The following is a 15,764-nucleotide window of genomic DNA, read 5'->3' as shown; positions in this document are numbered from 1 at the left end:
GAGGACCTAACAATGTACGAACTCGCCAACATCGTCATGCAGGAAAGTGCAGCAAGTGGACCGGCTATCGGCGCACCCGCCGCCGCGGCGCTCGCCGTCGGTGCCGCCGCCCTCGGTGCAGGGTACGCAGAGCGTGGGATCGGTGCCGCAGCCGTCGGCGCCGTCGCCGAGAACGAGGACCTCTTCGTGCGTGGACTGATTCTGACAGTCCTCCCGGAGACGCTCGTCATTCTCGCGCTCGTCGTCGTGTTCCTGGTCGGTTAAACGTCTTCTCCCCCTTTCACAATGAGTTTGGATACTGTCGTTGAGGACATTCGAGACGAAGCCCGCGCGCGTGCGGAAGAGATCCGCAGCGAGGGTGAGGCCCGCGCCGAGGAGATCATCGCGGACGCCGAAGCGGACGCCGAGCGCATCGTCGAAGAGCGCGAGGCGGCCGTCGAGAAGCAGATCGCCCAGGAGCGCGAACAGACGCTCTCCTCGGCGAAGCTTGAGGCCAAACAGCAGCGCCTGGAGGCACGTCGCGACGTACTCCAACAGGTGCGCGACCAGGTCGAGGCGGAACTCGCTGCGTTGGGCGGTCAGAAGCGCGAAGCGCTCACCCGGAGTCTGCTCGACGCCGCCAGCGAGGAGTTTGACGAGGGCGCGACGGTACAGGTGTACGGTCGCGCCGCCGACGAGGCGCTCCTCACGAAGATCCTCGCCGACTACGACGGCTACAGCTTCGCCGGCGAGTACGACTGTCTCGGCGGCGTCGTCGTCGAGAGTACGTCGTCGCGCGTCCGTGTGAACAACACCTTCGACTCCGTCCTCGCAGACGTCTGGGAGGAGAACCTGAAGGAACTGAGCACCCGACTGTTCGACCAATGAGTACTGCCGGAAGTGCGAATCCGGAGTACGTCAACGCCCGTGTCCGTGCACGACGCGGCGCCCTGTTCAGCGACGAGGAGTACCGCAAGCTGACCCGCATGGGTCCGGCCGAGATCGCCCGCTTCATGGAGGAGTCGGAGTACGAGGAGGAGATCAACGCACTCGGGAGCAGATACTCCGGCGTCGACCTCATCGAGTACGCGCTGAACCGCAACCTCGCCAAACAGTTCAACGACATCCTCGACTGGGCCGAGGGTCGGCTGTACGACCTCATCGCTCGCTACCTCCGGAAGTTCGACGCGTGGAACGTCAAGACGATCATCCGCGGCATCTACGCCGACATCGACCGCGAGTCGATCGACGCAGACCTGATCCGCGCCGGCGAGTTCGACGATCGCTTCCTCGATCGCCTGCTCGACGCGAGCACCATCGAGGAGCTCGTAACCATGCTGAAGGGGACGATCTTCGGCGAGCTGCTGGAGGAGGCGTACGAGGACTACGAGAACACGGACGTGCTCGTCCCCCTCGAGAACGCCGTCGACCGCGCGTTCTACGAGCGATTGCTCGAAGGACTCGTCGTCGACGAGGCGACACAGCAGTACCGCGAGTTCCTCGAAGCCGAGATCGACTTCCGGAACGCACGGAACGCGCTCCGACTCGCCCGCAGCGGTGCCGACATCGACCCCTCGGAGTACTACATCGAGGGCGGCAAACTGTTCAGCGCGACCGAACTGTCGCAGCTCGCGACCAACCCCGACGAGCTGGTGACGCGCATCCGCGAGAGTACGTACGGCGACGAGCTGTCCGTCGCGCTCAACGAACTCGAGGAGGCAGAGAGCCTCATCGGCTTCGAGCGTGCCCTCGAAGCGGCGCTGTTGGAGTACTCCGACACGCTCGGCTCCATCTTCCCGCTCTCGATCGGCCCGATCATCTCTTATATCCTCGCCAAGGAACGTGAGGTAGAGAACATTCGGGCGATCGCCCGTGGCCGCGAGGCCGGACTCGACGAGAACGAGATCGAACAGGAGCTGGTGATACTATGAGTCAGGAGATTGCCGTCATCGGCAGCCCCGACTTCACCACCGGGTTCCGCCTCGCGGGCGTTCGGAAGTTCGAGAACGTCCCCGAGGAGGAGAAAGACGAGCAGCTCGACGAGGCCGTCGAGCGAACCCTCGAGAACGAGGACGTCGGCATCGTCGTGATGCAGTCGTCGGATCTCGACCATCTCTCCCGGACGGTCCGGAAGTCGGTCGAGACGAGTATCGAGCCGACGCTCGTCACCCTCGGCGGTGACGCGGGCAGCAGTGGCCTGCGCGAACAGATCAAGCGAGCAATCGGTATCGACCTAATGGACGAATAACTATGAGTCAGACAACACAGCAAGAGACCGTTCGTGAGGACGGTGTCATTCAGAGTGTGAGTGGTCCGGTCGTGACCGCCCGCGACCTTGACGCCCGGATGAACGACGTCGTGTACGTCGGTGACGAAGGGCTGATGGGCGAGGTCATCGAGATCGAGGGCGACCTCACGACCATTCAGGTGTACGAGGAGACTTCCGGCGTCGGCCCCAGCGAACCCGTCGAGAACACGGGCGAACCGCTGACGGTCGACCTCGGTCCTGGGCTGCTGGACAGCATCTACGACGGTGTCCAGCGACCGCTGGACGTGCTGGAAGAGAAGATGAACAGTCCGTATCTCGACCGTGGTGTCGACGCACCCGGCATCGAGATGGACAAGCAGTGGGAGTTCGTCCCCACCGCCGAGGAGGGTGACGAGGTCGCCCCCGGTGACGTCCTCGGGACGGTCCCGGAGACGGTCACCATCGAGCACAAGGTGCTCGTCCCGCCGACGTTCGAGGGCGGCGAGATCACCTCCATCGAGGCGGGCGAGTTCACCGTCCAGGAGGTCATCGCGGAACTCGACAACGGCGAAGAGATCACGATGCACCAGGAGTGGCCGGTGCGCGAGGCGCGTCCGTCGGAGACGAAGATGACGCCCCGCGAACCGCTCGTCTCCGGGCAGCGCATCCTCGACGGGCTGTTCCCCATCGCGAAGGGTGGGACGGCCGCCATCCCCGGCCCGTTCGGGTCGGGCAAGACCGTCACGCAGCACCAGCTCGCGAAGTACGCCGACGCCGACATCATTGTCTACGTCGGCTGTGGTGAGCGTGGCAACGAGATGACCGAGGTCATCGAGGACTTCCCGGAACTCGAAGACCCGACGACCGGCAACCCGCTTATGGCCCGGACGTCGCTCATCGCCAACACGTCGAACATGCCCGTCGCCGCCCGTGAGTCCTGTATCTACACGGGGATCACCATCGCGGAGTACTACCGCGACATGGGTTACGACGTCGCACTGATGGCCGACTCCACCTCGCGGTGGGCAGAGGCCATGCGCGAGATCTCCTCGCGTCTCGAAGAGATGCCCGGCGAGGAGGGCTACCCCGCCTACCTCTCGGCGCGTCTCTCCGAGTTCTACGAGCGTGCCGGCTACTTCGAGAACATCAACGGGACCGAGGGGTCGGTCTCCGCGATCGGCGCGGTATCACCGCCGGGCGGCGACTTCTCGGAGCCGGTTACCCAGAACACGCTGCGTATCGTCAAGACGTTCTGGGCGCTCGACGCCGACCTCGCAGAGCGTCGTCACTTCCCGGCTATCAACTGGAACGAGTCGTACTCGCTCTACCGGAACCAACTCGACCCGTGGTTCATCGAGAACGTCCGCGACGACTGGCCCGAGGAGCGCCAGTGGGCGGTCGACATCCTCGACGAGGAGGACGAACTGCAGGAGATCGTCCAGCTCGTCGGGAAGGACGCCCTGCCGGAAGACCAGCAGCTCACCCTCGAGGTGGCCCGCTACCTCCGTGAGGCGTATCTCCAGCAGAACGCGTTCCACCCGACGGACACCTTCTGTCCGCCGGAGAAGACGTACCTCATCCTGACGGCCATCCACACGTTCAACGACGAGGCCAAGAAGGCACTCGACGCGGGCGTCCCCGTCGAGGAGATCATCGCCATCGAGGCCGCGCCGCGGCTGAACCGGATCGGCGTCCAGGAGGACTACGCCGAGTACGTTGAGGAACTCAAAGGCGAGATGACCGAGCAGCTTCGGGAGCTCTACTAATGAAAGAGTATCAGACCATCACCGAGATCAGCGGTCCGCTGGTGTTCGCCGAAGTCGACGAGGCGATCGGTTACGACGAGATCGTCGAAATCGAGACGCCGAACGGCGAGACCAAGCGTGGCCAGGTGCTCGAATCCTCGGAGGGCGTCGTCGCCATCCAGGTGTTCGAGGGCACCACCGGTATCGACCGAAACGCGTCCGTCAGGTTCCTTGGCGAGACGCTGAAGATGCCCGTCACCGAGGACCTCCTCGGGCGGGTCCTCGACGGCTCCGGCCAGCCGATCGACGGCGGCCCGGAGATCGTCCCCGACGAGCGCCACGACATCGTCGGTGCCGCGATCAACCCCTACTCCCGAGAGTACCCCGAGGAGTTCATCCAGACGGGCGTCTCGGCCATCGACGGGATGAACACGCTCGTTCGCGGGCAGAAACTGCCGATCTTCTCGGCGTCGGGGCTTCCCCACAACGACCTGGCACTCCAAATCGCTCGTCAGGCGACGGTGCCGGAGGACGAGAAGGGTGACGACGACGAAGACAGCGAGTTCGCCGTCATCTTCGGTGCGATGGGTATCACGGCCGAAGAGGCGAACGAGTTCATGGAGGACTTCGAGCGCACCGGTGCACTCGAGCGCTCTGTCGTCTTCATGAACCTCGCGGACGACCCCGCAGTCGAGCGGACGGTCACGCCGCGTCTCGCGCTCACCACGGCCGAGTACCTCGCCTTCGAGAAGGACTACCACGTGCTCGTCATCCTGACGGACATGACCAACTACTGTGAGGCGCTCCGCGAGATCGGTGCCGCACGTGAGGAGGTTCCGGGTCGTCGTGGCTACCCCGGATACATGTACACCGACCTGGCGCAGCTCTACGAGCGCGCCGGTCGGATCGAGGGCCGCGAGGGCTCTGTCACGCAGATCCCCATCCTCACCATGCCCGGTGACGACGACACCCACCCGATCCCCGACCTGACGGGGTACATCACCGAGGGGCAGATCTACATCGACCGCGCACTCAACAGCCAGGGGATCGAACCCCCGATCAACCCGCTACCTAGCCTTTCGCGGCTGATGGACGACGGGATCGGCGAGGGGCTCACCCGCGAGGACCACGCCGACGTCTCCGACCAGATGTACGCCGCGTACGCAGAGGGTGAGGACCTCCGCGACCTGGTGAACATCGTCGGTCGCGAAGCACTCAGCGAGCGTGACAACATCTACCTCGACTTCGCCGAGCGCTTCGAGGAAGAGTTCGTCGACCAGGGGTTCGACACGGACCGGACCATCGACGAGACGCTCGACATCGGCTGGGAGCTACTCTCGATGTTCCCGAAGTCGGAGCTCAACCGCGTCGACGAGGAGCTCATCGAGAAGTACTACCACGAGGAGAAAGAGACGGTCGAGGCGGAGGCTTAAACGCCTTCGCCCACTAGGAGGATCAAAGTATGGCCAAAGACGTCAAACCAACCCGCAAGGAACTGATGGAGATCGAGGATCGTATCGACCTCTCCGAGCGGGGCCACGACACGCTCGAACAGAAGCGTGACGGCCTCATCATGGAGTTCATGGACATCCTCGACCAGGCACAGGACGTGCGGGCGGGGCTGAGTCAGAACTACGAGGAGGCCCAGCGGACGCTCAACATGGCACGCGCCATGGAGGGTGACGTCGCGGTCCGCGGTGCTGCCGCCGCGCTCAAGGAGCATCCGGAGATCACGACGCAGTCGAAGAACATCATGGGCGTCGTCGTGCCGGAGATCGAGTCCAGCCGGGTCAGAAAGAGCCTCGACCAGCGTGGCTACGGGCTGCTCGGCACGAGCGCACGCATCGACGAGGCCGCCGAAGCCTACGAGGAACTGCTGGAGAGCATCATCCTCGCGGCGGAGGTCGAGACGGCGATGAAGAAGATGCTCGAGGAGATCGAGACGACGAAGCGTCGTGTCAACGCCCTCGAGTTCAAGCTCCTGCCCGAACTGTACGAGAACCAGGAGTACATCGAGCAGAAGCTCGAAGAGCAGGAACGCGAGGAGATCTTCCGGCTGAAGAAGATCAAAGCGAAGAAGGAAGAAGAGGAGAAGGCCGACAAAGAGGCCGAAGCAGCCGAGAAGGCGGACGTCGAAGCCGTCACGGCCGACGACTAGTCGCTCCACTCGCTTTTGCCGATGCACTGTCCCCACTGTTCTGTCGAGACTGTCGCGTTCGCCGTCCCGCCGTCGCTCCGCGAGTACGCTCCCGAGACGGCCGCCGCGGCGACCGTCTGCCCGCACTGTCTCCGGGTGACGGCCGCCGAGACGGGCCAGACGGACCCCTCGTTCGACGCACTCTCGACGTCGTTTCCGAGCGGCGACGCCGGGGTCGCGCTCGCGCTTCTGTGCGGGTTGCTCGACTCGCTGGCACTCAACCGACGCGCCATCGAGGCGGTCGCCGCAGAGGCCGAACGGCGCGGTGCCGACGTGTTCCTGACGTTCGACCGTCTGTCCGCGACCGTTCCGGAGCCGTACGTCGATCTCGACCGGCGACTCGAGCAGCTCCACCAGCTCCTCGAGTGAGCGAAGATACCGTCATCTCAGAAACACTTTTACTGTAGTGGTCACACCTTGAGCCGTCCACTCAGGAGTCGACGTAATGGTGGTGAGCAACCCAGACGAAGGTAGCCGATGTCGACCGTTACGACCCGTCCCGACTCGCTCGAGCGTACAGAGATTCACGACATCCTTCGTAACGACCGCCGCCGTCGCGTCATCGAATCGTTGTGTGAACAGGACGAACCGCTGTCGGTCCGCGAACTCTCGGAGACCATCGCGACCGCCGAGACGGGCGAACGGCCCGCACCGCGGAACGTCCGCCAGAGCGTCTACGTCTCGCTACACCAGACACATCTCCCGAAGTTGGAGGAACTGGACGTCGTCGGCTACGACGACGAGACGAAGGAGATCACTCTGGCGGCGGCCGTCGACGACGTCACCGTTTACATGGAGGTCGTCCCGGAGAACGACATCTCGTGGGCGGAGTTCTATCTCGGACTCGGCGTGCTCGGCCTGTTGCTCGTCGCCGCTCACTCGCTGGGCGTTCCGACGGTCAGTGCAGTCGACGCCGCCGTCTGGACGACGGCCGTCCTCGTCGCGTTCGTCGTCTCGGCGACCTACCATCTCGCGACCCAGTCACCCGCGTTCACCGAGCGACTCTCACGACTGCGGTAACGGAGTCGTACCGCCGAGTACCGGGATTAATCGGCCATTAGCTTAGGTGCCGCTTCCCCTTTCGAGAGTATGGCTCGTACGCGACTGCGCTGGACGGCCGTCTCGGACCCCCTCTGTCGGCTCGTTCCTGGACTGTACGTCGGGACGCCGCGGCGGAACACGCTGGTCACGCTAGGGTATCTCGTGGTGCTCCTGACGGTTCTCTCTGCTCTCCTCTAAAAGTGGCCGCGCGAGCGGTCGACGGCTCTAGACGCCAGTCGAGTACCGGAGGATCCCCGCGATGCCGCCGAAGGCGTCCATCAGCTGTTCGCCTTTCTCGAAGTCCGTGCTGATGAACTTCGTCTCGGTACCGCGCTGTTCGGCGATGTTGATCAGATGCTCGATCACGTCCTCGCGTTCGCGCATCTCCGTCTCCTCTCCGCACTCGGAACAGGTGTGGTCGGGCGTCTTGTGGCGGCTGTCGACGACCTCGAACTCCTCGTGCCCGTTCGGACAGTCGTAGACGACGACGTCGCTACGGAGGTCCTCCGAGAGCAAGAGCCGATCGACAGAGCCCATGACGAGGTTCTTCCGCGTCGGTTCGAACCCGTAGGTGGCCTCGTTGCCCTGGTGAAGCTTCTCGAAGAACTCCTCCATCTGGGACTTGTCCTTCATCACCTCCTGGTCGGCGAGCACTTCCTGTGCGGCGTCGACCAGGTCGTAGAGACCGGACTCGTCGGTGTAGGAGATGTCGAACTTGCCGACGACCTTGTCCTGTAGCTCGTGGTGGAGATAGCCGCCGTCGAGGAACTCGTCTTTCGTCGGCGACGGGCCGCCGACGAGGATGCCGTCGAGCTCGTGACGCTTCGCGACCATCAGGTCGTCAGCCATCTCGGCGACCTCCTGATAGAAGTTGTCGATGGCTTCCAGACGCAGGCGGGCGAAACGCTGGGCGGACTGGCCACCTTTCCGCTGCTTGCCGGGGACGAGCGACGAGGCCGACTTGACGGGTTCGACGCGCTTGCCCTTCAGCCACCCGACGTTTGCCTCGCGGCGGTCGAGGACGATGAGGCCGAACAGTCCCTTGTCGGCCAGCATGTTCTCCAGCGGTTCCGTGAGGAACGCCGAGTCGCAGTGATACCGGAACGACTCGACGGGCTGTGGCGGACTATCCATCGTCCTCGTCACCATCTCGGTCTGTCCGCCGCCGCTGTCGACGGCACCGGAGAAGATGATGATGCCGTTCTCGGGGGGGAACGTGTCGTAGTAGCGGAGACGGTCTTTGATACTCGTCAGTGCGTCCTGAACGTTCGTCCTCGTCTGCTTGGACTTGATGTTCGCCGCCTCGCTGTGCTCTTGGGTCACGTGGGCGACGACGTCGGAGATCTGTTTGTCCTCGGGGATGTAGATGGTGACGAGCTGGGTGCCGGAGCCTTCGTACTCCTGCAACTCCTCGATGACCTTCCGGAACTCGTACTTCCGTCGGTCCTCGCCCGCATCCGCGGCGTCACTACTCATTGTCGATACTAGCCCGGCCAGTGGCTAAGTAACCTTTGACTGTTGTCGCTCGTGACGGCGGAGCGCGTCGACCGTCCCAGTCCCTGCCTCAGAGAGACATTCTTTTTACCATATCTCTATCTATAAAATACATATATATGGACGTCGTGGGACTCACAGACAACTCAACTATGGCTCGGGTAATCGCAGTCGCCAGCGCGAAAGGTGGCGTCGGCAAGACGACGACGACGGTGGCGCTCGGAACGACGCTCGCGGCGGCGGGATACGACGTCGTCGCCGTCGACACGGATCTCGGGATGGCGAACCTCGGAGCGACGCTCGGTGTCGACGCCGACGGGGCGACCGTCCACGACGTTCTCGCGGGACGGGCGGACGTCGGGGCGGCGACCTACGAGGGACCGGCGGGGCTCTCAGTCGTCCCCGGCGACACCGATCTGGCGGCGTTCCCCGACGCCGACCCTGCGAAGCTCCGGACCGTCCTCGAGGCGTTCGCGGACGCGGACTACGTCCTGTTGGATACGGGTGCCGGACTGAGCCACGACACGGTGCTCCCGCTCGGCCTCGCGGACGACGTGCTGCTCGTCACCGACACGACGCCGAACGCCGTCGGCGACACGGAGAAGACGCGACAGGTCGTCGACCGCCTCGACGGCTCCGTCGTCGGCCTCGTGGTCACGCAGGTCGACGCAGACGTCCCGGACGACGACCTTCCGATCGACGGCGTCGATGCACCCCTGCTCGCGACGGTGCCGACCAGTCCGGTCGTCGCAGAGGCGACTGCGACCGGCGACGCACTCGTCGAGAGCGATCCGGCGGACCCGGCCGCAGCGGCGTACCGGCGGCTCGCTCGCGCAGTGACTGACGAACCGGTCTCCGACCCGGACGTCGAGTCGACCGAGACGACCGACGCGGACGCGGGAGACGACTCGACGGTCGATGCGCGAGACGCAGTCGACGACGCGGAGACCGCTGCTGACGACGACGCGGAGGCCAGTACGGACGACGACGCAACCGAGTCGGACCCCGAGGAGGTCGGCGAAACGGCGGCCGTCGCCGGTGCGGTCGACCCCGTGGAGACCGACGAGAGCGAGGGTGACTCGAACGTCGAAGCCGTCCCGCTCGCGGACGAGAGTGACGCGGCGGACGACGAGGAGACACTCGTCCCCGACGCCGAAGACGAGGGCGAGTCGTCGACAGCGGACGGAGGGACCGACGCCTCCGACGACGATGTCTACACGACGCCGCTCGTCGACGAGGCGGAAGTCAGCGGCGTCTCGGCGGCAGAGTCTCCCGCGTCGACCGACGAAGAGTCGGCCGAGTCGACCGTCGAAGCGGAGTCGGACGAAGCGGCGGCCGACGAGGAGGGGTCGGACGAAGACGAGGGTGACGACGACCGCTCGGGCTTCTTGGGTCGCCTGCTGGGGTGAACTCTCCCGCGCTCCCGCGTGCTGAAACGGGAAGTTCTTTTAGCCGTGTGGTCGGATTGCCGGTATGGCTAACAACGAATCGGTCTCGTTCTGGTGGATCGCACTGTTTCTGCTGCTCGCGCTCGGGCTCGGTGCCGCCATGGTCTACGCCGTCGGCGGGAGCCTCATCGTCGCGTAGCCCGGGCGAGCCGTCAGTGCGAGCGGATCACACCGCCGCGACCCGCGCGACGGGTCGTCAGTGAGCCGTTCTCACATCGAGTCGGGCGCTGCCACGCCGAGTAGCGCCAGCGCGTTGGCGACCGTGTGCCGCGAGGCGTCGACGAGCGCGAGACGAGCACGCTTGGTGGCCTCGTCGTCGGCGTTGAGCACCGAGCACTCGCGGTAGAAGGTGTTGAACGCCTCGGCGAACTCGCGGGTGTAGGTGGCGACGGTGTGCGGTTCGAGATCCTCAGCGGCCCCCTCGACGACGGCGGGGAAGCGCGCGATGGTCCGCAGCAGCTCCTCCTCGGCCTCCGTCGACAGCACCCCGGGGTCGACGTCCGTCGGTTCGACGCCGGCCGCCTCGGCCTCGTCGAGGATGCCGCAACAGCGTGCGTGGACGTACTGGACGTACGGCGCGGACTGCGCCTCGAAGTCGAGCGCGCGGTCCCACTCGAAGGTAATCGCCTTCGTCGGCTGCTTGGAGACGATGTCGTACCGCACCGCGCCGATCCCGACCTGGTGGGCGATGCGCTCGATGTCGTCTTCGTCCAACTCGTCGTCGCGGATGCGCGAGTCGAGGCGTTTCTCCACCTCGTCGCGGGCGCGGTCGACCGCCTCGTCGAGCAGGTCGTCGAGGTCGACGCCCGTTCCTGCGCGGGTCGACATCTTCCCCTCGGGGAGGTTGACGTACGAGTAGATGGCGTGGTCGAGCTGGTCGACGTCGTTGCCGAGGATTTCCAGCGCGGCTTTGAGCTGTTCGGCCTGCAGTTTGTGGTCCTCGCCCAGCACGGTCACCGCTCGGTCGAAGTTCTCGAACTTCCACTCGTGGTGGGCGAGGTCGCGCGTCGTGTACAGCGAGGTGCCGTCCGAGCGGAGGAAGACGAGCTTCTTCTCGATGTCCCACTCGTCGAGTTCGAGCTGCCACGCCTCCTCTTCGAGGACGGCGTACTCGCTGTCCTTGAGTCGCTGGGCCACCTCCTGGGTGGAGTCGTCGAACATGAACTTCGTCTCCTTGACGAACTCGTCGAACTCGGCGGGGAGACGCGCGAGACACTCCTTCATCCCCGAGAGCACCTGATCGACGACGGTCTCGACGCGGGCGTAGGTCTCCTCGTCGCCCTCCTCGAGCCCCTGCAGGATCTCGGCGATCTCGGCCTCGGCGGCCTCGACCTCCTCGGGGTCGCCCTCCTCCAGTACCTCGTTGCCCTTGCGGTAGTAGCGTACGAGGTCGTACTCGATGCGGTCGCGCTCCGGATCGCTGTCGAGGTCCTCCTCGTCGAAGGTCTCGTAGGCCCACGTGAAGACGGCCATCTGACGGCCGGCGTCGTTGACGTAGTAGTGGCGTTCGACGTCGTAGCCGGCGAAGTCGACGACGTTGGCGACGGCGTCGCCCAGAATCGGGTTGCGCGCGCGGCCGACGTGCACCGGTCCAGTGGGGTTGGCGCTGGTGTGTTCGACGACGACGGACTCCCCCTTGTCGGGGAGTCGGCCGTACTCGTCGTCGCCGGCGGCGGCGAGCGTGTCGGCCAGATACTTCCCCGTGGTGTGGAAGTTGACGTACGGCCCGCCGGTGTCGACGTGGTCGATGTAGTCGTACTCCGCGACCGAGACGTGGTCGGCGATGTCGACGGCGATCTTCGGCGGCGGTGCGCCCACCTCGCTGGCGAGGCGGAACGCCACGCTGGATGCGAGTGTCGCCGGGACGTCTTCTGGCGGCTCCTCCACGCCGAGGTCGTCGGTCGGCAGCTCCATCGCCGACAGCGCGTCGGCGAGGGCGGCCTCGACCTCGTTACGGAACGCTCTGAACATGGAGTGTGCTTTTCGAGCGTCGGGTAAATGGGTTTCTAAGGGCTGTTGGTTCGTGTCACGGCGTGGCGAACTCGTCGGGTCGTGGACCGCGTCCCACGAACGGGCCGACCGCCGCGACCGACGCACTTAGATGGGAGACGGCCATAGCGGAGTTACCAACCGCGTCGTCGCCGTACCACTGGTCGCGCCGACCGTCTCTCCCCTACCATCACAGTTCTGTTACGCATCTCAGTTCCGGTATGCTTATGGCGAGCGGGGACGACGTGTCGCGTATGGCAGAAACGGCAGCAGCGACAGCCGTCGGACACGACGAACTCGCCGCCCTGAAGCTCGTCGCCCTCGACGGCGGGCTCGCCGGTCCGGTGAAAGTCTCCTGTTCCACCCTCGCCGACCGACTCGACGCCTCCAGTCAGACCGCCTCGCGTCGCCTCCAACGACTCGACGAGGCGGGCTACGTCGAGCGAGACATCGTCAGCGACGGCCAGTGGGTCGACGTCACCGACGCGGGCGAGGCCGCGCTCCGTAAAGAGTACGCCGACTACCGGCGCATCTTCGAGGAGGAGGCCTCCGTCACGCTCACCGGCACCGTCACCGGCGGGATGGGCGAGGGACGTCACTACATCTCGCTTCCGGGCTACATGGAGCAGTTCGTCGAGCGACTCGGCTACGAACCGTTCCCGGGGACGCTGAACGTCGATCTCACCGAGGAGAGCGTCCGCGCTCGCGCCGGGATGAGTTCGCTCGACGCCGTCCCCATCGACGGCTGGGAGGACGAGGAACGGACGTTCGGTCCCGCGTCCTGTTACACGGCGACGGTCGAGTACGACGGCGCGTCTTACGAGACGGCCCACATCATCGTCCCCGAGCGCACCCACCACGACGAGACGCAGTTGGAGATCATCGCGCCCGACCGCCTGCGCGACCAACTCGGTCTCGAGGACGGCGACACCGTCTCCGTCCGCGTCGAGGAGGTCTCGCGATGAGCGGCCGGACGGGTGACCTCGCCGGAAGCGACGAGGAGCGAGAAGGCGACGCCGTCGACCGCGCGCTCGCGGCGTTCCGCGACGGTCTCCCCGTTCTCGTCCACGACTTCGACGACCGCGAGGGCGAGACCGACATCGTCTACCCGGCCGGCGCGGTCACGGCCGACGCGGTCGCCCGTCTCCGGAACGACGCCGGCGGACTGGTCTGTACCGCGCTCTCGCACGACGCGGCGACGGCGATGGAGCTGCCGTTCCTCGACGACACCATCGACCACCCCAGCGCCGGCAGTCACGAACTCGGCTACGACGACCGCTCGTCGTTTTCTCTTCCTGTGAACCACCGCGACACGTTCACCGGTATCCCGGACGACGACCGGGCGCTGACCATCTCGGAACTCGCTTCCGCGGCAGAGGCGGCCGTCGCCGGCGACTACGACGCCACGGACTTCGCCGCCGACTTCCGCTCGCCCGGCCACGTCAACGTGCTCCGCGCCGCACCCAGTCTCCTCGCGGACCGGCAGGGTCACACCGAACTCGGCCTCGCGCTCGCCGCCGAAGCGGGACTCCCCCCCGCAGTCGTCGTCTGCGAGATGCTCGACGACGAGACCGGACGGGCGCTCTCGAAGGCGGCCGCTCGCGACTACGCCACTCGTCACGGGTTCGCCTTCGTCGACGGCGACCGACTCGTCGAACGCCTCGGCTAGCCTCACTCAGTCTCGCCAACTCCGCTCCGCCTCCCACCCCAACAGTTCTCGCGCCTTCGTCGTGTCGACCAGACTCTCGTGACCGTCGAACCCCCCTGTTTCCACTCGAACGTCGACGTCGGGATACTCCGCGGCGACGAGATCGGCGGTCGGCAGGTCGACTGTCGTGTCGGGCGCGGCGGCCCAGAACGTCTCGTGGCCCTCGAAGTCGGTCTCGAGACATCGTCGAAAGAGTGCGGCGAGATCGGCGAGGTGGACGTAGGCGAACAGCGTGTTTCGGACGGAGTGGTAGTACGGAGCCTCACGAATCGTGTCGAGCGAACGGTCGCTGTCGACCAGCGTCTCCGAAATCCACTCGTCGTCGACGACGATGGGGAAGCGGAGCGTGCTCACCGTCGGGCCGTCGTTCCGTCGCCCGACGCCCTCGGCGGTGACCTCTAAGACGCGCTTACCGAGCGCGTAGGGGTCCCGCGGGTCGCTCGGATGCTCCTCGTCGACCGGGAGGTAGTCGAGTCGGACGGGGTCGGGGTCGTACCCCGCGCCGAGCGCGCTCATGCTGGAAGCGACGGCGACGCTGTCGACGTCGAGATGCTGGCAGGCTTCCAGCACGTGGTAAGTGGTCATTACGTTGCTCTCGAAGGTGACGTGGCCGGGGCTGCCCTCGGGGTTGGGGACCATCCCGAGGTGGACGACGGCGTCGGCGTCGCAGGCAGCCAGCGATCCGTACACCTCGCCCGCGTCGAGCAGGTCGGTCCGGCGGTAGCCGTCGGCGACGTCCTCGCGTCGACTGCTCCGTGAGAGGTTGACCGTTCGGTAGCCGTGGTCGGCGAGTTCGCGGAGGACGCCGCGACCGACCTGTCCGTTGCCACCGGTGACGGCGACTGTGGTTCGTGACGACATAGTCTCCCCGTCGCAACCCTGTCCCAAAAAGCCGCACACGACCGAGTCGTTCCTCATGAATTTATAGCGGTCCCCGCCGATGGCCCGACTATGGGATTTGACGACATGGACGTCGACACCATCTGGATGGACGGCGAGTTCGTGGACTGGCAGGACGCACAGATCCACGTCCTGACCCACGGACTTCACTACGGCACCGGCGTCTTCGAGGGCGTCCGCTGCTACGACACGGAGAACGGCCCGGCCATCTTCCGGTGGGAGGAGCATCTCGAACGGTTCTACAACTCCACGAAACCCTACGACATGGAGATCCCGTTCGAACCGGACGAGTTGACCGAGGCGACGCTGGAACTGCTCGAACGGCAGGAGCTCGAATCCTGTTACATCCGTCCCGTCGCGTTCTACGGCTACGATACGCTCGGCGTCTCGCCCGGCGACTGCCCGACGCAGGTCGCCATCGCCGCCTGGCCGTGGGGCACCTACCTCGGCGAGGACGCCCTCGAGAACGGCATCGAGGTGATGGTCTCCTCGTGGCGCAAGCACGCTTCCAGTCAGATTCCGACGAACGCGAAGACGACCGGCCTCTACGTGAACTCCATGCTCGCCGGCGAGGAGGCCCGACGCAACGGCTACCGTGAGGCGATCGTCCTCAACAAGGAGGGGAACGTCGCCGAGGGTCCCGGCGAGAACATCTTCCTCGTCCGCGACGGCGAGATCTTCACGCCCGGCCTCTCGGAGAGCATCCTCGACGGCATCACCCGCAACACGGTCATCACGCTCGCCGAGGAGCGCGGCTACGAGGTCCACGACGACGTCTCCATCAGTCGCGGCGAACTCCACACCGCCGACGAACTGTTCTTCACCGGCAGCGCCGCGGAGGTCACGCCCATCCGGCAGGTCGACAACGTCGAGGTCGGCGAGCGCGGTCCGGTGACCGAGGAGCTCCAGCAGGCGTTCTTCGATCTCGTCGAACGGCGCACCGAGGACCACGACGAGTGGTTCACTTACGTCTGACCGAGCCGTTCGGCGGCTGAGCTGCGCTTCTCCTTCCGCT

Annotated in this window: 17 protein-coding genes; 14 read left to right on the top strand and 3 right to left on the bottom strand. The window is 65.5% G+C overall.

Annotation, left to right across the window (positions count from 1 at the left end; translation table 11 throughout):
• Window positions 1-12: 12 nt before the first annotated feature.
• The 10 genes from BSG17_RS06705 (at window position 13) to BSG17_RS26830 (ending at window position 7,408) form a co-directional block, all read left to right on the top strand.
• Window positions 13-264, top strand: a complete 252-nt coding sequence (locus BSG17_RS06705) for a hypothetical protein (protein ID WP_089822319.1) — start codon at window positions 13-15, stop codon at window positions 262-264.
• Between the two features lie 21 nt (window positions 265-285).
• Window positions 286-867: a V-type ATP synthase subunit E gene (locus tag BSG17_RS06700; protein ID WP_089822317.1), complete on the top strand. Its 582-nt coding sequence runs from the start codon at window positions 286-288 to the stop codon at window positions 865-867.
• A complete protein-coding gene (locus tag BSG17_RS06695) occupies window positions 864-1,910 on the top strand; it encodes a V-type ATP synthase subunit C (protein WP_089822315.1) in 1,047 nt (348 codons plus the stop codon). The genes BSG17_RS06700 and BSG17_RS06695 overlap by 4 nt, the downstream gene beginning before the upstream one ends.
• The gene (locus BSG17_RS06690) at window positions 1,907-2,227 is read left to right on the top strand and encodes a V-type ATP synthase subunit F (protein WP_089822313.1); all 321 of its coding nucleotides are present in this window, start codon (window positions 1,907-1,909) and stop codon (window positions 2,225-2,227) included. Before BSG17_RS06695 ends, BSG17_RS06690 begins: the two co-directional genes overlap by 4 nt.
• Before the next feature lie 2 nt (window positions 2,228-2,229).
• Window positions 2,230-3,993 carry an ATP synthase subunit A gene (locus BSG17_RS06685; RefSeq protein ID WP_089822311.1) on the top strand — a complete coding sequence of 588 codons (1,764 nt, stop codon included), beginning with the start codon at window positions 2,230-2,232 and terminating at the stop codon, window positions 3,991-3,993.
• Window positions 3,993-5,405 (top strand): ATP synthase subunit B, encoded by a 1,413-nt coding sequence (locus tag BSG17_RS06680; RefSeq protein WP_089822309.1) that lies wholly within the window; start codon window positions 3,993-3,995, stop codon window positions 5,403-5,405. The genes BSG17_RS06685 and BSG17_RS06680 overlap by 1 nt, the downstream gene beginning before the upstream one ends.
• Before the next feature lie 29 nt (window positions 5,406-5,434).
• Window positions 5,435-6,130 (top strand): V-type ATP synthase subunit D, encoded by a 696-nt coding sequence (locus tag BSG17_RS06675; RefSeq protein ID WP_089822307.1) that lies wholly within the window; start codon window positions 5,435-5,437, stop codon window positions 6,128-6,130.
• A 21-nt stretch (window positions 6,131-6,151) separates the two neighbouring features.
• Window positions 6,152-6,538, top strand: coding sequence for a DUF6276 family protein (locus BSG17_RS06670; protein ID WP_089822305.1), 387 nt, complete (start codon window positions 6,152-6,154; stop codon window positions 6,536-6,538).
• A 108-nt stretch (window positions 6,539-6,646) separates the two neighbouring features.
• A complete protein-coding gene (locus BSG17_RS06665) occupies window positions 6,647-7,189 on the top strand; it encodes a DUF7344 domain-containing protein (protein ID WP_089822303.1) in 543 nt (180 codons plus the stop codon).
• Between the two features lie 69 nt (window positions 7,190-7,258).
• The gene (locus tag BSG17_RS26830; RefSeq protein ID WP_170864736.1) at window positions 7,259-7,408 is read left to right on the top strand and encodes a hypothetical protein; all 150 of its coding nucleotides are present in this window, start codon (window positions 7,259-7,261) and stop codon (window positions 7,406-7,408) included.
• 27 nt (window positions 7,409-7,435) lie between these two features.
• Here the strand turns inward: BSG17_RS26830 and prf1 are convergent, their stop codons facing one another.
• Window positions 7,436-8,686 carry a peptide chain release factor aRF-1 gene (prf1, locus tag BSG17_RS06660; protein ID WP_089822301.1) on the bottom strand — a complete coding sequence of 417 codons (1,251 nt, stop codon included), beginning with the start codon at window positions 8,684-8,686 and terminating at the stop codon, window positions 7,436-7,438.
• 170 nt (window positions 8,687-8,856) lie between these two features.
• Here prf1 and BSG17_RS06655 point away from each other — a divergent pair, with 170 nt between their 5' ends.
• A complete protein-coding gene (locus tag BSG17_RS06655) occupies window positions 8,857-10,113 on the top strand; it encodes a nucleotide-binding protein (protein WP_089822300.1) in 1,257 nt (418 codons plus the stop codon).
• A 249-nt stretch (window positions 10,114-10,362) separates the two neighbouring features.
• On the opposite strand, the gene argS is transcribed toward BSG17_RS06655, so the two are convergent.
• Entirely contained in the window at window positions 10,363-12,123 is a 1,761-nt protein-coding gene (gene argS / locus BSG17_RS06650) for an arginine--tRNA ligase (RefSeq protein ID WP_089822298.1), read from the bottom strand.
• A 272-nt stretch (window positions 12,124-12,395) separates the two neighbouring features.
• Here argS and BSG17_RS06645 point away from each other — a divergent pair, with 272 nt between their 5' ends.
• Both BSG17_RS06645 and ribB read left to right on the top strand, forming a co-directional pair.
• On the top strand, window positions 12,396-13,106 hold the full coding sequence (locus tag BSG17_RS06645) for a DUF120 domain-containing protein (protein WP_089822296.1): 711 nt from the start codon (window positions 12,396-12,398) through the stop codon (window positions 13,104-13,106).
• Window positions 13,103-13,810: a 3,4-dihydroxy-2-butanone-4-phosphate synthase gene (gene ribB, locus BSG17_RS06640; protein WP_089822294.1), complete on the top strand. Its 708-nt coding sequence runs from the start codon at window positions 13,103-13,105 to the stop codon at window positions 13,808-13,810. Before BSG17_RS06645 ends, ribB begins: the two co-directional genes overlap by 4 nt.
• A 6-nt stretch (window positions 13,811-13,816) precedes the next feature.
• On the opposite strand, the gene BSG17_RS06635 is transcribed toward ribB, so the two are convergent.
• Window positions 13,817-14,710: an NAD-dependent epimerase/dehydratase family protein gene (locus tag BSG17_RS06635; protein ID WP_089822292.1), complete on the bottom strand. Its 894-nt coding sequence runs from the start codon at window positions 14,708-14,710 to the stop codon at window positions 13,817-13,819.
• A gap of 90 nt (window positions 14,711-14,800) precedes the next feature.
• Between BSG17_RS06635 and BSG17_RS06630 the strand changes: the two genes are divergently transcribed.
• Entirely contained in the window at window positions 14,801-15,724 is a 924-nt protein-coding gene (locus tag BSG17_RS06630) for a branched-chain amino acid transaminase (RefSeq protein WP_089822290.1), read from the top strand.
• Window positions 15,725-15,764 lie beyond the last annotated feature (40 nt).

Origin of the sequence: Halogranum amylolyticum (assembly GCF_900110465.1) — an archaeon.
GTDB lineage: Archaea > Halobacteriota > Halobacteria > Halobacteriales > Haloferacaceae > Halogranum > Halogranum amylolyticum.
The sequence above is the reverse complement of the archived record's forward strand: the minus strand, read 5'-3'. Positions and strand labels throughout refer to the sequence as shown.

Excerpts from the sequence above, each read along its gene's own strand:
- BSG17_RS06685 (WP_089822311.1), top strand. The coding sequence starts at position 2,230 with ATGAGTCAGACAACACAGCAAGAGACCGTTCGTGAGGACGGTGTCATT.
- BSG17_RS06635 (WP_089822292.1), bottom strand. The coding sequence starts at position 14,710 with ATGTCGTCACGAACCACAGTCGCCGTCACCGGTGGCAACGGACAGGTC.
- BSG17_RS06670 (WP_089822305.1), top strand. The coding sequence starts at position 6,152 with ATGCACTGTCCCCACTGTTCTGTCGAGACTGTCGCGTTCGCCGTCCCG.
- prf1 (WP_089822301.1), bottom strand. The coding sequence starts at position 8,686 with ATGAGTAGTGACGCCGCGGATGCGGGCGAGGACCGACGGAAGTACGAG.
- argS (WP_089822298.1), bottom strand. The coding sequence starts at position 12,123 with ATGTTCAGAGCGTTCCGTAACGAGGTCGAGGCCGCCCTCGCCGACGCG.
- BSG17_RS06700 (WP_089822317.1), top strand. The coding sequence starts at position 286 with ATGAGTTTGGATACTGTCGTTGAGGACATTCGAGACGAAGCCCGCGCG.
- BSG17_RS06705 (WP_089822319.1), top strand. The coding sequence starts at position 13 with ATGTACGAACTCGCCAACATCGTCATGCAGGAAAGTGCAGCAAGTGGA.
- BSG17_RS06690 (WP_089822313.1), top strand. The coding sequence starts at position 1,907 with ATGAGTCAGGAGATTGCCGTCATCGGCAGCCCCGACTTCACCACCGGG.
- ribB (WP_089822294.1), top strand. The coding sequence starts at position 13,103 with ATGAGCGGCCGGACGGGTGACCTCGCCGGAAGCGACGAGGAGCGAGAA.
- BSG17_RS06630 (WP_089822290.1), top strand. The coding sequence starts at position 14,801 with ATGGGATTTGACGACATGGACGTCGACACCATCTGGATGGACGGCGAG.
- BSG17_RS06675 (WP_089822307.1), top strand. The coding sequence starts at position 5,435 with ATGGCCAAAGACGTCAAACCAACCCGCAAGGAACTGATGGAGATCGAG.
- BSG17_RS06665 (WP_089822303.1), top strand. The coding sequence starts at position 6,647 with ATGTCGACCGTTACGACCCGTCCCGACTCGCTCGAGCGTACAGAGATT.
- BSG17_RS06695 (WP_089822315.1), top strand. The coding sequence starts at position 864 with ATGAGTACTGCCGGAAGTGCGAATCCGGAGTACGTCAACGCCCGTGTC.
- BSG17_RS06655 (WP_089822300.1), top strand. The coding sequence starts at position 8,857 with ATGGCTCGGGTAATCGCAGTCGCCAGCGCGAAAGGTGGCGTCGGCAAG.
- BSG17_RS06680 (WP_089822309.1), top strand. The coding sequence starts at position 3,993 with ATGAAAGAGTATCAGACCATCACCGAGATCAGCGGTCCGCTGGTGTTC.
- BSG17_RS06645 (WP_089822296.1), top strand. The coding sequence starts at position 12,396 with ATGGCAGAAACGGCAGCAGCGACAGCCGTCGGACACGACGAACTCGCC.
- BSG17_RS26830 (WP_170864736.1), top strand. The coding sequence starts at position 7,259 with ATGGCTCGTACGCGACTGCGCTGGACGGCCGTCTCGGACCCCCTCTGT.